Source organism: Massilia varians, from assembly GCF_027923905.1.
Taxonomy (GTDB): Bacteria; Pseudomonadota; Gammaproteobacteria; order Burkholderiales; family Burkholderiaceae_D; genus Telluria; species Telluria varians_B.
This window is the reverse complement of record NZ_AP026966.1, coordinates 943,486-956,170: the sequence shown is the minus strand read 5'-3', so window position 1 is coordinate 956,170 and position 12,685 is coordinate 943,486. Positions and strand designations below refer to the sequence as shown.

The 12,685-nt window shown below is 65.0% G+C and carries 13 protein-coding genes; 3 read left to right on the top strand and 10 right to left on the bottom strand.

What is annotated here, in order from left to right; translation table 11 throughout:
• Positions 1–47: 47 nt before the first annotated feature.
• From MasN3_RS04410 to MasN3_RS04400, 3 genes are all read right to left on the bottom strand, one after another.
• Entirely contained in the window at positions 48–536 is a 489-nt protein-coding gene (locus MasN3_RS04410) for a DUF3016 domain-containing protein (protein WP_281912660.1), read from the bottom strand.
• Positions 537–752: 216 nt separating this feature from the next.
• The gene (ltrA, locus tag MasN3_RS04405) at positions 753–2,114 is read right to left on the bottom strand and encodes a group II intron reverse transcriptase/maturase (RefSeq protein ID WP_370662384.1); all 1,362 of its coding nucleotides are present in this window, start codon (positions 2,112–2,114) and stop codon (positions 753–755) included.
• Between the two features lie 437 nt (positions 2,115–2,551).
• A complete protein-coding gene (locus MasN3_RS04400) occupies positions 2,552–3,046 on the bottom strand; it encodes a DUF3016 domain-containing protein (RefSeq protein ID WP_281912659.1) in 495 nt (164 codons plus the stop codon).
• A gap of 161 nt (positions 3,047–3,207) precedes the next feature.
• Here MasN3_RS04400 and MasN3_RS04395 point away from each other — a divergent pair, with 161 nt between their 5' ends.
• Both MasN3_RS04395 and MasN3_RS04390 read left to right on the top strand, forming a co-directional pair.
• A complete protein-coding gene (locus MasN3_RS04395; RefSeq protein WP_281912657.1) occupies positions 3,208–3,948 on the top strand; it encodes a DNA-formamidopyrimidine glycosylase family protein in 741 nt (246 codons plus the stop codon).
• Between the two features lie 189 nt (positions 3,949–4,137).
• A complete protein-coding gene (locus tag MasN3_RS04390) occupies positions 4,138–5,643 on the top strand; it encodes a response regulator (RefSeq protein WP_281912656.1) in 1,506 nt (501 codons plus the stop codon).
• A gap of 112 nt (positions 5,644–5,755) precedes the next feature.
• Here the strand turns inward: MasN3_RS04390 and MasN3_RS04385 are convergent, their stop codons facing one another.
• From MasN3_RS04385 to MasN3_RS04375, 3 genes are all read right to left on the bottom strand, one after another.
• Positions 5,756–7,696, bottom strand: coding sequence for a GAF domain-containing protein (locus MasN3_RS04385; RefSeq protein WP_281912654.1), 1,941 nt, complete (start codon positions 7,694–7,696; stop codon positions 5,756–5,758).
• Positions 7,697–7,779: 83 nt separating this feature from the next.
• The gene (locus MasN3_RS04380) at positions 7,780–8,283 is read right to left on the bottom strand and encodes a hypothetical protein (protein ID WP_281912652.1); all 504 of its coding nucleotides are present in this window, start codon (positions 8,281–8,283) and stop codon (positions 7,780–7,782) included.
• A 70-nt stretch (positions 8,284–8,353) separates the two neighbouring features.
• Positions 8,354–8,587, bottom strand: a complete 234-nt coding sequence (locus tag MasN3_RS04375) for a hypothetical protein (RefSeq protein ID WP_281912645.1) — start codon at positions 8,585–8,587, stop codon at positions 8,354–8,356.
• Between the two features lie 249 nt (positions 8,588–8,836).
• Here MasN3_RS04375 and MasN3_RS04370 point away from each other — a divergent pair, with 249 nt between their 5' ends.
• Complete coding sequence (locus MasN3_RS04370) at positions 8,837–9,232, top strand: hypothetical protein (RefSeq protein ID WP_281912644.1); 396 nt, start codon at positions 8,837–8,839, stop codon at positions 9,230–9,232.
• 107 nt (positions 9,233–9,339) lie between these two features.
• Here MasN3_RS04370 and pcaF read toward each other — a convergent pair whose 3' ends face one another.
• From pcaF to pcaD, 4 genes are read right to left on the bottom strand one after another with little or no spacing between them, the layout of a single operon-like run.
• A complete protein-coding gene (pcaF, locus tag MasN3_RS04365; RefSeq protein ID WP_281912643.1) occupies positions 9,340–10,542 on the bottom strand; it encodes a 3-oxoadipyl-CoA thiolase in 1,203 nt (400 codons plus the stop codon).
• 2 nt (positions 10,543–10,544) lie between these two features.
• The gene (locus MasN3_RS04360; protein ID WP_281912642.1) at positions 10,545–11,213 is read right to left on the bottom strand and encodes a CoA transferase subunit B; all 669 of its coding nucleotides are present in this window, start codon (positions 11,211–11,213) and stop codon (positions 10,545–10,547) included.
• Positions 11,210–11,875, bottom strand: a complete 666-nt coding sequence (locus MasN3_RS04355) for a 3-oxoacid CoA-transferase subunit A (RefSeq protein WP_281912641.1) — start codon at positions 11,873–11,875, stop codon at positions 11,210–11,212. The genes MasN3_RS04360 and MasN3_RS04355 overlap by 4 nt, the downstream gene beginning before the upstream one ends.
• 31 nt (positions 11,876–11,906) lie before the next feature.
• Positions 11,907–12,683, bottom strand: a complete 777-nt coding sequence (gene pcaD / locus MasN3_RS04350; RefSeq protein WP_281912640.1) for a 3-oxoadipate enol-lactonase — start codon at positions 12,681–12,683, stop codon at positions 11,907–11,909.
• Between the last annotated feature and the right edge of the window lie 2 nt (positions 12,684–12,685).

Below are 12,685 nucleotides of genomic sequence, written 5' to 3'. Positions count from 1 at the left end.
CCCGGTTCGCCGGGGCGCCATGTTTCATTGGGTGATCAGGAAACGATTCAGGACTTCTTCTCCAGGATGGTCTTGTCGAACCACTCCTGGATCATGCGCTTCTCGAAGCGCAGGGGCTCGCTGTCGTGCATGCGGCTGCCGCGCTGCAGGTAGTTCATGTCCGACAGCTTGGCCTTGCCGCTCTTGACGACCTGGCCGTTGGCGCTCAGGGTGTAGCGCAGCTCCATCACCGGCCAGTCCGCCATGCCCTTGAGCACGCGCAGGTCGTTCCCGCCGCGCGTGTTCGGGTATTCGCGGCCGGCAAGGTCGATGTCGGTTACGTCCACCGTCAGCTCCTGCCCTGCCGGCAGTGACTTGCCCAGTTGGACAAAATAATCCGCCAGGCTGTCGAGTACTTCCTTGCGCTCCCACGGTGCGAATGGCAGGTCGGAGAACTTGTCGGACTCCACATAATGGACGGTCACGCCCGCCGAGGCGGCGCCGGCAGCCAGCGCGAGCAGGGCCGCGAGGGCCGCTTTGCCAATCACCGTTTTCATTGCTTTCCCTTTCATTGTTCCGGACTGCTTCATGTTCCGAATATACGCCCTTTGCGGCGCCTTTCCAGTATCGCCTTGTCGGCGTTTTGTATCGAAATGTTAGGTCCGCAGTACAAATGGCTCCGGTAATCGGGATAGGGGCAGTCAGCGTGCTGACTGGCCCCTCCCACACCACCCGGCATGCGGGTCCGCACCGGGCGGTTCGAGTAGTTGAGGTTAAGTGAGGCGAGGCATGCCAAGGCGGTCGAAGTAGCCAATCGTCAGGACGTTGTTCAGGGCAAGCCTGCTGTTGCGCCACCAGCTGCGGTTGTTCCCCGCAACCAGAGCAGCGACTTTCGGCGTTGCCCCCAACTTTCGCAGCTCTCGATAGATGGTAGGCCCACATCGCCACTGTTTCAGGTGAATTGCACGTAGACGGTGGCGCATCCACTTGTCCAGCTCTCGCAGGGCAGTCGGGGTTTGCGCCAGTCCGAAATATGCTTTCCATCCCAATACGTAGCTACGCAGCCCATCAATTACCTCGGCAATGCTGCGTCCACCTGATCGACGAGTAAGTTGCCTGATCTTCTGCCGGAATGCCTCCAGCGCCTTCTTCGACACCGCGCGTTTCACCTCGCCTTCAGGGCCCATCCACAGCTCATAGCCCAGGAATTTGCGGTCAAACGCCCGGCTCACTGCACTTTTCGATTCGTTGATCTTCAGGTGCAGCTTGTCGTACCGGCGCTTGAGCAAGATCATTACCCGCTCGCCTGCCTTCTGGCTGCGCACGTACACGTTGCAGTCATCGGCATAGCGGGCAAAGCGATGCCCCTGTCGTTCCAGCATCCGATCCACCTCGTCGAGAAGCACGTTGGCCAGAAGCGGCGAGAGCGGTCCGCCTTGCGGCGTCCCTTCTCCCCGCTCGACCACCACGCCGCCATCCATGATCCCCGCGTTCAGGTAGGCGCGTACCAGCCGGATAACTCCGGCGTCGTTCACGCGTTTCCTTAGGCGGTCGATCAGGATGTCGTGGTTGACCCGATCAAAGAACTTCGACAGATCGACGTCGACCACGGTGCGGTAGCCTTGTTGCACGTATTGCTGTGCTGCAAGCACGGCATCACGCGCACGCCGGCCGGGCCGGAACCCGTGGCTGTGTTCACTAAAGGTGGGATCGATCAGCGGTTGCAGCACCTGCAATAGTGCCTGCTGAATCAAACGGTCGGTTACGGTGGGTATTCCCAGTTCACGCTCGCTTCCGTCCGGCTTTGGAATGCCGACGCGCCGCACCGGCATGGGCAGGTACGTGCCTTCCAACAGTTGCTTCCTGATGGCAGGCCAAGCGTGCTTCAGGTGCTGTCCGGTCTGGGCAATGTCCAGACCATCGACGCCTGCGGCTCCCTTGTTCGTCTTCACGCGTTTCCACGCGCGTTGCATGTTCTCCCTCGCGAGCGCTTGCACAAGCAAGTCTCGCCCTGTGTCTTCCAGTTCCTGTCGCGGGAGTCGTGTTTCATCGCTGGTTGCATCGGACGAGGCTTCACCCCGCCTTGCCGCGACCCGCCCCGCTGATGCGGGCATCTGATGCCGTACACGATTCATCGACAAGTTGTTCGACACTCCTACTCGTTCAGCCCTTCGCTGAAAAAAAAACTCAGCTACTATGGCCTCTGCTGACTTCTCGCTCCGTGTCGCCACGTCGCCCTTTCAGGCATGAGGCGAGATCTCCCCAAGGTAAGAACGCACTCCTTCACTGCACAACCGCCGGATTTACGCCACTTCGCCTTGACCACGAGAGCTTCGCGGATCATTGCCCGCTCGCCCTGCTCGGCAGCGCCTTCTATCCGGTTCTTGTCCATCGGCTCGCAGTTTCGCTCCACGCTTCCTCCCCACGCTCGGTCGCCCTTAGGCAGTTGCGCTTCACTTCGCTCGCTGTGGTCAGCTCACGGCGGGACTTGCACCCGCAAGAGTGCGCCCATGCTGGGCGCACAATGAAAACGGCGCCGCGCGGCGCCGTGCTGCCATCGTCCCGGCATGGCTCAGCCGGGCTTCTTGGTCAGGATGGTCTTCTTGAACCAGTCCTGCAGCATGCGCTTCTCGTAGCGCAGGTTGTCCGTTTCCTGGGAACGCTTCATTATGCGCTGCATGTAGATCACGTCGGAGATCTGGGCAGTGCCGCTGTCGAACACCTGGCCATTGCTGCTCAGGGCGTACTGCAGTTCGATCAGGGGCCAGTCGGACTTGCCTTCGAGGACGCGCATGTCGCCGCTGGCGCGCTGGCCCGGATATTCGCGCCCGGCCAGGTCGACGTTGTAGATGTTGACAGTCAGGTCAGTGCCCGCAGGCAAGTCGGCGCCCAGCTTCTTGATGTAATCCGCCAGCCTGTTCAGGACATCCTTGCGCTCCCATTCGCCGCTGGGAAGGTCAGCGAACTGCTCCATATTGACGTAGTTGACGGTCACTTCCGCCGACGCGACGCCGGCGCCCAGTGCGAGTGCCGCTGCGAGAGCCGCTTTGAAAACCCTTGTCTTCATGTCGCTTCCCTTCACTGTTCAATATGTTTACCCATCAGTAAATATACGCCCTTTGTGCCTGCCTGCCAGCCTCTTTTGGAGAAGTTTTGTAGGCCGACAGTTAGATTACGCACAGGGCATATTCCGGACTCGGCCGACAATGGCGGGGAGGATGTCGCACCATGCCCGAGGGACCGTCGCTATATATCTTGAAGGAACTGGTTAGGGATTTCACCGGCCAGGAAATCGTCCGTGCCGACGGCAACGTCCGCGCCATCGACCCTGCGCGCCTGGTGGGCCAGCGCATCGAGGCGATCCACACCTGGGGCAAGCACCTGCTGATCGAGACACCCGGCATGGTAGTGCGCGTCCACTTCCTGCTGTTCGGCACCTACCGCATCAACGAGCGGCGCGAGGAGAAGACCCCGCGCCTGTCCATCGAAACCGCCAATGGCGACGAGCTCAACCTCTATGCCTGCCAGGTCCGCGAGATCGACCGCGCGACCTTTGCCGCTTACGACTTCAGTGCCGACGTCATGTCGGACGCCTGGGACCCCAGGAAAGCGCGCAAGAAGCTGCGCGCCCGGCCCGACATGCTGGCCTGCGACGCCCTGCTCGACCAGGACATCTTTTCCGGCGTCGGCAACATCATCAAGAACGAAGTGCTGTTTCGCATCCGCGTGCATCCGCTGTCGACCATCGGCGCCCTGCCCGCGCCCAAGCTGCGCCTGCTGGTCGACGAGGCCCGCCAATACTCATTCGACTTCCTGGAATGGAAGCGCCAATACGTGCTCAAGCAGCACTGGCTGGCGCATGCAAAACGCATCTGCCCGCGTTGCGACATCCCCTTCCTGAAAGCCAAGCTCGGCCGCAGCAACCGGCGCAGCTTCTACTGCGAACGCTGCCAGAAACGCTACAGCTAGGAGCCCTGGCTTTTCCTTAACCGTCTTACATAGTTTTCAGCTATGTAACATCGTTAACCAACACTTTTAATGTTGCCTGTTGTTAAGGATTGATAGCCGTACTACAATCGATTTTGACCCGCGGCTATGTCTTATACGTTTTTCGCCGCTGAATGTTGCGATTGATCAACCCGAACATACGGTAAGCCTATGTCCTTTCTCTCCAACGCGGCGCCAAAGCTGGCTCCATGGAAAGTCCTGCTGGTCGACGACGAACCCGACATCCATGACATCACCAAGCTGACCCTGTCCCGCTTCCGCCTCGACGGCCGCGCGCTGCATTTCCTGCACGCCTACAGCGGCGAGGAGGCCAAGGAGGTGCTGGCACGCGAGAAGGACGTCGCCCTGGTGTTCCTGGACGTGGTGATGGAACGCGAGGACAGCGGCCTGGAAGTGGCGCGCTGGATGCGCCAGGACCTGGACAACCAGTTCACCCGCATCGTGCTGCGCACCGGCCAGCCGGGCCAGGCGCCGGAAGAGCGCGTGATCGTCGATTACGACATCAACGATTACAAGGAAAAGACCGAGCTCGATCGCACCAAGCTGTTCACCACCACCTTCGCCGCCCTGCGCGCCTACCGCGACATCATGAAGGTCGAGGATGCGCGCCGCGCGCAGCAGACCTACCGCGAAGGCCTGGAGCGCGTGATCGCCGCCTCCACCCACATCTTCCAGCAGCGCAGCCTGAAGGATTTCGCCAACGGTCTGCTGCAGCAGGTGGTGGCGCTGCTGCGCCTGGAGCAGAGCATGCTGCTGCGCCTGAAGGGCGCCAGCGTGATCACGGGCGAGAGCCAGTACGAGGTATTGGCCCAGATCGGCGACATGGAAGGCCACGAGATCGGCCATGAACTGGTGGCCCAGCTCGACGACGCGCGTCACAACCGCATTTCGCGCCTGCACGGCGACACCTACGTCGGCTACTTCCCGAACCGCACCGGCAAGGCCTCGCTGCTGGTGCTCAAGGGTGTGGAAGAGATCGCGGAGATCGACGCCCAGCTGCTCGAGGTGTTCTGCTCGGGCGTGGCGATCGCTTTCGACAACATCCTGCTGAACCAGGAGATCACCGACACCCAGGCGGAACTGATCCTGCGCCTCGGCGACGTGGTGGAGTCGCGCTCGAACGAAGCCGGCAACCACGTGCGCCGCATGGCCCAGGTCTGCCACCTGCTGGCCCAGGCCTCCGGCATGCCGGAAGACGAAGTCGCGACCCTGATGCACGCCGCGCCGATGCATGACGTGGGCAAGATCGCCACCCCGGACGCGGTGCTGCTCAAGCCGGGCAAGCTGACCGAGGACGAGTGGGAAGTGATGAAGCAGCACCCGACCGTGGGCCTGCAGATCCTGGACGGCTCGCAGCGCCCGATCCTGAAGGCCGCCGCCGTGATCGCCCACCAGCACCACGAGAAGTTCGACGGCAGCGGCTACCCGCAGGGCCTGCGCGGCGAGGCCATCCACCCTTACGCCCGCATCGTGGCGGTGGCCGACGTGTTCGACGCGCTCTCCCACAAGCGCTGCTACAAGGACGCCTGGCCGGCGGCGAAAGTCACCGAGCACCTGCGCGAGGTGGCGGGGCACCACCTGGATCCGTACTACGTGGATCTGCTCATCAAGAACATGGACAAGGCGCTCGAGATCAACGCGGCCTGGCCGGACTGACTGGTAGGGTGGACGGCTTCGCCGTCCGCGCGTTCAAACTTCAATCGCGCAGCGGCAACGTGTATTACTGAGCACAAGCTGGTTGAACGCGCGGCCGGCAGAGCCGACCACCCTACTTCTTCAGCGAGCGCGGGAACTTGAGCTGATACCGCAGTCCCTCCCCCGGCGCGCTCTCCACCGTCACCGTCCCGCCCAGCGCCCCGGTCACCAGGTTGTACAGGATGTGCGCTCCCAGTCCGCTGCCCCCTAGGCCGCGCTTGGTGGTGAAGAAGGGATCGAACAGCTTGCCCAGGGTCTCCTGGTCCATTCCCGCGCCGTCGTCCGCATAGTCGAACACCACCTGCTCGCCCTCGAGCGCCGCACGGATCCGGATGGTGCCGCGCTGGTCGCGCTCGAAGCCGTGCAGCAGCGAGTTCACCACCATGTTGGTGACGATCTGCGACACCGCGCCCGGCGAGCTGTCCAGCACCAGGTCGGACGGGCAGTCCAGTTCCACCTTGACCGGCCGCCCCTTGAGCTTGGGCTGCAGCGACAGCAGCACTTCGCGCAGGTAAGCGTCGAGCTTGAAATTGCGGATGTCGCCCGAGGACTGGTCCACCGCCACCTGCTTGAAGCTGCGCACCAGGCTGGCCGCGCGCTGGGTATTGGTGGTCATGATGCGCAGCGACTGGTCGACGATGTCGAGGAAGGCATTCAGGCTGTCCTCGGTCAACTCGCCCGCGGCCAGCTCTTCGCGCGTGAGCTTGAGCTCCTGCACCAGGTGGCTGGTGGCGGTCACGCAGATGCCCAGCGGGGTGTTGATCTCGTGGGCCACGCCGGCCACCAGGCCGCCCAGCGAGGCCATTTTCTCCTGGCGCACCAGCTCTCCCTGCGCGACCTGCAGCTTGTGCAGCGCTTCGTTCAGCGCCGCGTTCTGCACTTCCAGCGCCTCCTTGGTCTTGCGGATCCTGCGGTCGGCCTGCATGCGCGCCAGCGCCACCGCGACGTGGCTGGCCATGAAGGCTAGCAGGTCCAGTTCCGCCTTGGTGTAGGTCACCGCGGGGTCGTAGCTCTGCACCACCAGCACGCCGTAAGGCTGGTCGTGCACCAGCATCGGCGCGCCCATCCAGCTGGCGATGTCGGGGTTCCCGAAGGGCTCCCTGACCAGGCCGTTGGCGACCAGGTGCTTGACGCTGGTGGCGTCGTGGAGCTGGGCCTGCTTGCTCGTCAGGACGTAGGAGCACATGCCCTGCCCCACCGGGAAGCGCGTCACCGGCGCCGCGCCGTCCTTCTCGTCCACGAAATAGGGAATGCTGATTTCCCGGGTATCCGGGTGGTGCAGCGCGATCAGGAAGTTCTTCGCCACCATCAGCTCGCCGATGATGCCGTGCAGGCTGGCGGTGAGCGTGGCGGTGTCCAGGGCCTGGGCCGACAGGCTGGCGATCTGGTACAGCGCGTGCTGCACCTGCTCGGCGCGGCGGCGCTCGGCCACCTCGACCGCCAGCGCCGCGGTGCGCTCCTGCACCGCGCGCTCCAGCCGGTCCATGCTCTGCAGGCCCTGCAGCGCATTCGACACGTGGTTGGCGATTTCCGAAAACAGCGCCTGGTCTTCCTCGCTGTAGGTGACGCCCTCCGTGTAGCTCTGGATGACCATCGCGCCCAGCGCCTGATGGTGGCGGTCGAGCAGGGGCGCGCCCATCCAGTGCTCGGCGGCGGCGCCGTGACCCCAGCGCATCCCTTCGCGCTCGCGCGCCAGGAAGTCGTCGGCGGTGATCATCAGGCGGCGCTTGTTGACCACCACCCAGGACGTGGGCGACTCTTCCGGCGCCGCCAGCCGCACCTTGCGCCCCGTGACCGGCACGTCGGCGTCGGCTTCGTCGACGAAATACGGGAACCAGATCGTCCCTTCCTCGCGATCGCACAGCGCCACATAAAAATTGGCCGCATACATGATGCGGCCGAGCGCGCGGTGCACCGCGCCGATGAAGTCGACGATGTCGTTGCAGCTGGTCGACAGCTCCCCGATTTCGAGCAGCATCGACTGGACTGCTTCCAGCCTGGCGAGACGGTCCATTGCTTCCTCATGGTAATTAATTCCAAGAGGAAATATTAGCAGTTCAGGCCGTGTAGTCGAAGCCTTATTGGAACAACTGTCGTTTATGCGCGCGGGGCGCGGAAATCGTTCTCGATCCAGGCGGTGGCAGAGGCCGGGGTCAGCTTGAAGCTGGCCGGCACCCGCACCTTGGCCACCTGTTCGCCCATCTCGTCGGTGGCGGCCAGGATGGCATACGGGTCGTCGTCGTCCGGCACGATGTCCAGCGTCACCTTCAGTTCGCCGTTCTCGGTGGAGACCGTGGTCTTCTTGTGCAGGATCGCGTGCAGGTGCTGCTCATGGCGGCGGATCACTTCGGACGCCGTTTTGATCAGCGTGTTGAAGGCATTGACGTCGAGCGGCTTGGGGTTCTTCTTGTCGCGCCCCATGGTCCAGGGACCGACCAGGGCCGGTTCCCGCTCGCCGTCCTTGTACATGGCGACGGCCCAGCCTTCATCGTCGTCGTTCTTGATCACGCGCGCGGTCCAGCCGTTCCCCTGCCACAGGCGGGGTTCCTGCACCAGGGCATTTTCTTCGCCTTCGTGCTCGTGTTCGTCGTGTTCGTTCATGGTCGTGTTTCCTCATGCCTCAAAGCAGAGATCATAGAGGAAACCGGCCCCAGGAAGAAGCCCGATTGCCTTAACAGGCGTAGCGCGGGCAGCGCCAGTCCGGGCCGCGCGGCGGCCGCAGCGGCGGGCGTACCGGGGTCGGACGCGGATCGACCGCGGGAGAGGGCGTTTCCCGATTGAACGGATTGATAATGATCGGCGGGATGGCAGGTGGCGCCGATGGCGGGCCTTTCGGACCGTTGTTGGCCAACGCAGGATGCAGAAGGGCCAGGCGGTCCCCGATTTTCTGGATGACAGCGTGCATAGCTTCCCCCTGTTGCAGAACAGGCTGTCAGTATAGGAAAGGATACGTTCATTGCAAGGCCAAATCGACCACGTTTGTTGCCGCGTGTTTTCACTGTCCGCGCCCCATTTATCGCGTCTGCACGCGTCCCGGCGCGTCAATCTTGCAGCCTGTCGCAAACCCGTGGCCGCACCCGGCACGCGCCCTTACAGTTCAACCATGCCGCATCGATACGCGCACACATAACCCAGCCCAATCAAGAGGACCACCATGAAAAACTTTGCCAAGATCGCCATCCTGTTCGTGTTCGCCGTCCTGCTGCTGGACATCGCCTTCGATGCCGCCGACTTCATGAGCTTCAATATCGACGGCGACCGGGTCGACGGGCCGCTGGGCGCCCTGCTGGCCGTGCTCTTCGCGGGCGGCGGCCTGGTGATTGCCGGCGTGGTCATGCTGGTGGTAGGCGCGGTGCTGGCGGTGGTGTTCGCCGGCGTGGGCGTGATCGTCGTCGGTGCGCTCGGCTTTGCCGCGCTGGCCGTCGCCCTGGCGCTGTCGCCGCTGCTGCTGCCGCTGCTGGTGCCGGTGGCGATCATCTGGTACCTGGTCAGCCGCAGCCGCAAGACCCCCATCGAACAGCCGATGAAACCGGCGCAGCCGGCGGCCTGATCTCCGCAGTGCGCATCCAGAAACAACGGCCGGGAATTTCCCGGCCGTTTTCGTTGGCGGTGCGGCGTGCTGCCGGGACGCTCGCCCTGAGCGCCCCCGTTACTGCATTACACCCGCTCGATCATCAGGGCGATGCCCTGGCCGACGCCGACGCACATGGTGCACAGCGCGAAGCGGCCCTTGGTACGCTGCAGCTGGTAGGTGGCGGTCGTCACCAGGCGCGCGCCCGACATGCCGAGCGGGTGGCCGAGCGCGATGGCGCCGCCGTAGGGATTCACGCGCGGGTCGTCGTCGGCCACGCCCAGTTCGCGCAGCACGGCCAGGCCCTGGCAAGCGAAGGCTTCGTTCAGTTCGATGAGGTCGACCTGGTCGAGCGTCATGCCGAGCTGGCGCAGCAGTTTCTGCGTCGCCGGGGCCGGACCGATGCCCATCACGCGCGGCGCCACGCCGCCCGCGGCCATGCCGATGATGCGGGCACGCGGGACCAGGCCGTAGGCCTGCGCCGCCTCGGCGTTCGCCAGCAGCAGCGCGCAGGCGCCGTCGTTCACGCCCGAGGCGTTGCCGGCGGTGACACTGCCGTCCGCACGCACCACGCCCTTCAGTTTCGCCAGCGCCTCGAGGCTGGTCTCGCGCGGATGCTCGTCGCGCTCGAAACTGATGGGATCGCCTTTCTTCTGGGGCACCAGCACCGGCACGATTTCTTCCGCAAACAAGCCGTCGCGCTGCGCCTGGGCCGCCTTCTGCTGGCTCCTGAGGGCAAACAGGTCCTGGTCGGCGCGCGAGACGCCGTAGTCGACGGCGACGTTCTCCGCCGTCTCGGGCATCGCATCCAGTCCGTGCAGTTCCTTCATGCGCGGATTCGGGAAGCGCCAGCCGATTGTCGTGTCGTAGATCGCCGCATTGCGCGAGAAGGCGCTGTCGGCCTTGCCCATGACGAAAGGCGCGCGGGTCATCGATTCGACGCCGCCGGCGATCATCAGGCGCGCTTCGCCGCTGCGGATGGCGCGCGCGGCGCTGCCGACCGCATCCAGTCCGGAGCCGCACAGGCGGTTGACGGTGGAACCCGGCACCTCCGAGGGCAGGCCCGCCAGCAGCAGCGACATGCGCGCCACGTTGCGGTTGTCCTCGCCGGCCTGGTTGGCGCAGCCCATGATCACGTCGTCGACGGCGCTCCAGTCCACGCCGGGGTTGCGCCGCATCAGCTCACGCAGCGGCACGGCACCGAGGTCGTCGGCGCGCACATCCTTCAGGGCGCCGCCGTAGCGGCCGATCGGGGTGCGGATCGCATCGCAGATGAATGCGTCGTTCATGCTCATGCTCCTTGTTCGCCGGTGGGGGGCAGCAGCCGCGCCCCGGTCACCGCCTGCAGGTCGTTGAAAGTCAGGCCCGGGGCCATCTCGCGCACGCGCAGCCCTTCCGGCGTGACGTCGAGCACCGCCAGGTCGGTGTAGATGCGGTCGACGCAACCGATGCCGGTGAGCGGATAGCTGCAGCGCTCGACCAGCTTCGACTCGCCGGTCTTGGTCTGGTGCTCCATCATCACGAACACCTGCTTGGCGCCGATCGCCAGGTCCATGGCCCCGCCCACGGCGGGAATCGCGTCCGGCGCGCCAGTGTGCCAGTTGGCCAGGTCGCCGCTGCCGGACACCTGGAAGGCGCCCAGCACGCAGATGTCGAGGTGGCCGCCGCGCATCATCGCGAACGAGTCGGCGTGGTGGAAATACGAGCCGCCCGTCAACAGGGTCACCGGCTGCTTGCCGGCGTTGATCAGGTCTTCGTCTTCCTCGCCGGGCGCCGGCGCCGGGCCCATGCCGAGCAGGCCGTTCTCGCTGTGCAGGAACACTTCGCGCTCGGGCGGCAGGAAGTTGGCGACCTTGGTCGGCAGGCCGATGCCGAGGTTGACGTAGGCGCCTTCCGGAATGTCCTGCGCCACGCGCGCGGCCATCTGGTCACGGCTGAATCGATCCGATGCCTGGCTCATGCTGCCTCCTTGACGACACGTTGAACGAAAATGCCGGGGGTGACGACCGTTTCCGGATCGATGTCGCCCAGCTCCACCACCTCCGCCACCTGGGCGATGGTGACCTTGGCCGCCATCGCCATGATCGGGCCGAAGTTGCGTGCCGTCTTGCGGTACACGAGGTTGCCCCAGCGGTCGCCGCGCAGCGCCTTGATCAGGGCGAAGTCGGCGTGGATCGGCGACTCCAGCACGTAGTGGCGGCCGTCGATGACGCGGGTTTCCTTGCCCTCGGCCAGCAGGGTGCCGTAGCCGGTGGGCGTGAAGAAGCCGCCGATGCCGGCGCCGGCGGCGCGGATGCGCTCGGCCAGGTTGCCCTGGGGCGTCAGCTCGAGCTCGATCTCGCCGGCGCGGTAGAGCGCGTCGAAATGGTGGGAGTCGTGCTGGCGCGGGAAAGAGCAGATCATCTTGCGCACGCGCTTTTCACGGATCAGCGCCGCCAGGCCGGTTTCGCCGTTGCCGGCGTTGTTGTTGACGATGGTGAGTTCGCGCGCGCCCTGGGCCAGCAGCGCGTCGATCAGCGCGGCCGGCATGCCGGCGTTGCCGAAGCCCCCGATCATGATGGTGGCGCCGTCGGGGATGCCGGCCACGGCCTGCTCCAGCGATGCGCATGTCTTGTCGATCATGGTGTCCTCTGTGTGGTTGCCCGGATGCCGCTCACGCCGCCAGGAAGCGGCGCAGGCAGGCGCTGAATTCCTCGGGGCATTCGATGTTGGAAAGATGCGAGGCTGCCAGTTCCTCGACCTGCGCGTCCTGCGCCTGCGCGGACAGCCAGCGGGCGTCCTCGACCGTCGTGACCGGGTCGTAGCGGCCGGCGATCGCGAGCAGCGGGTTGGCGATGGTGGCAACCTCGGCGCGCAGGTCGGCCTCGGCCAGCGCTTCGCAGCAGGCGGCATAGCCTTCCGCCGAGGTGGCGCGCAAGCCCTGCACCAGGCGGTCCACCGCGGCCGGCTCGCGGTCGATGAAGCCGGGAGTGAACCAGCGTCCGGCGGAGCTGCCGGCCACGCCCTTCATGCCGTCGGCGCGCACCTGGGCGGCGCGGGCCAGCCAGGCTTCCCGCGTGCCGATGCGCGCGGCGGTATTGGCCACCACCAGCTTGCCGATGCGGGCGGGGGCGTGCACGCCCAGCCATTGGCCGGTGAGGCCGCCCATCGAGATGCCGCAGAAATGCGCGCGCCCGATGTCCAGGTGGTCCATCAGGCCCAGCACGTCGCGGCCGAGCCGCTCGATCGTCACCGGGCCGGCGCTGCCCGAGCGGCCATGGCCGCGGGTGTCGTAGCGCACCACGAAGAAGTGCGCCGCCAGGGCGGTGGCCTGCCGGTCCCACATGCTCAGGTCGGTCCCGAGGGAGTTCGACAGCAGCAGGCAGGGTTTGTCGCGCTTGCCGTCGAGCTGGTAGTACAGCTCGATATCGTCGAGGTGTGCGAATGCCATGA

What these genes read in the sequence shown, in the direction of transcription:
- MasN3_RS04410 (WP_281912660.1), bottom strand. Translation starts at nt 536, where the DNA reads ATGAAAACGGTGATTGGCAAAGCGGCCCTCGCGGCCCTGCTCGCGCTG.
- ltrA (WP_370662384.1), bottom strand. Translation starts at nt 2,114, where the DNA reads ATGAATCGTGTACGGCATCAGATGCCCGCATCAGCGGGGCGGGTCGCG.
- MasN3_RS04400 (WP_281912659.1), bottom strand. Translation starts at nt 3,046, where the DNA reads ATGAAGACAAGGGTTTTCAAAGCGGCTCTCGCAGCGGCACTCGCACTG.
- MasN3_RS04395 (WP_281912657.1), top strand. Translation starts at nt 3,208, where the DNA reads ATGCCCGAGGGACCGTCGCTATATATCTTGAAGGAACTGGTTAGGGAT.
- MasN3_RS04390 (WP_281912656.1), top strand. Translation starts at nt 4,138, where the DNA reads ATGTCCTTTCTCTCCAACGCGGCGCCAAAGCTGGCTCCATGGAAAGTC.
- MasN3_RS04385 (WP_281912654.1), bottom strand. Translation starts at nt 7,696, where the DNA reads ATGGACCGTCTCGCCAGGCTGGAAGCAGTCCAGTCGATGCTGCTCGAA.
- MasN3_RS04380 (WP_281912652.1), bottom strand. Translation starts at nt 8,283, where the DNA reads ATGAACGAACACGACGAACACGAGCACGAAGGCGAAGAAAATGCCCTG.
- MasN3_RS04375 (WP_281912645.1), bottom strand. Translation starts at nt 8,587, where the DNA reads ATGCACGCTGTCATCCAGAAAATCGGGGACCGCCTGGCCCTTCTGCAT.
- MasN3_RS04370 (WP_281912644.1), top strand. Translation starts at nt 8,837, where the DNA reads ATGAAAAACTTTGCCAAGATCGCCATCCTGTTCGTGTTCGCCGTCCTG.
- pcaF (WP_281912643.1), bottom strand. Translation starts at nt 10,542, where the DNA reads ATGAACGACGCATTCATCTGCGATGCGATCCGCACCCCGATCGGCCGC.
- MasN3_RS04360 (WP_281912642.1), bottom strand. Translation starts at nt 11,213, where the DNA reads ATGAGCCAGGCATCGGATCGATTCAGCCGTGACCAGATGGCCGCGCGC.
- MasN3_RS04355 (WP_281912641.1), bottom strand. Translation starts at nt 11,875, where the DNA reads ATGATCGACAAGACATGCGCATCGCTGGAGCAGGCCGTGGCCGGCATC.
- pcaD (WP_281912640.1), bottom strand. Translation starts at nt 12,683, where the DNA reads ATGGCATTCGCACACCTCGACGATATCGAGCTGTACTACCAGCTCGAC.